This window comes from Streptococcus parasanguinis, from assembly GCF_001069785.1.
GTDB classification, from domain to species: domain Bacteria; phylum Bacillota; class Bacilli; order Lactobacillales; family Streptococcaceae; genus Streptococcus; species Streptococcus parasanguinis_T.
In genome coordinates this window covers 1-201 of record NZ_JVSR01000010.1, presented here as the reverse complement: position 1 = coordinate 201, position 201 = coordinate 1, and the positions used below count along the sequence as shown (strand labels likewise).

The 201-nt window shown below is 41.8% G+C and carries 1 protein-coding gene; it reads left to right on the top strand.

Annotated elements, in window-relative coordinates:
• The coding region (locus ADG03_RS00905) for a hypothetical protein (protein ID WP_049520945.1) at positions 1-201 on the top strand (201 nt) is incomplete at both ends.

The following is a 201-nucleotide window of genomic DNA, read 5'->3' as shown; positions in this document are numbered from 1 at the left end:
ATGAAAGCGAATGTAACAGTCACAGTGAAACACGATGGTACAGCTAAAGTTCTTGTGGCAACTGTAGGCGACATTGCGGATAAAGAATTTAACAACCGTGTAACTCCTCCGGAAGAACCTAAGTTCCAACCAGAGAAATACGTTGTTTCTGAAGAAAAATTCGATATCACAGGCGACAAGCTCGTTGATGATGACAAAGAG